Genomic DNA, 260 nt, shown 5'->3' on the forward strand with positions numbered 1-260 from the left:
TCCGCCGAAGTCGAAGCTGATGGTCGCACCGGTCGAGGTGCCCGTCCCGGGCCGGGGTCCGTCGCCGGCATTGGCAGCCTTGCGGGCCCTCTCCAGCACGCGAGCGGCGGCCATCTTGTGAGCCGACAACCGAGCTTCGGCGCGACCGATCTCGGCGAGTAGTCGCCGGACCTCGGTGGGGGCGAGGCCGTCCCACGCCGCAGTGGGGACCGTGTCGAGAAGAGCGTGGAGGCCGTGCACGCACGCCGGCACCGGGTGGG

Source organism: Aeromicrobium sp. Leaf272, from assembly GCF_001422865.1.
Classification (GTDB): domain Bacteria; phylum Actinomycetota; class Actinomycetes; order Propionibacteriales; family Nocardioidaceae; genus Aeromicrobium.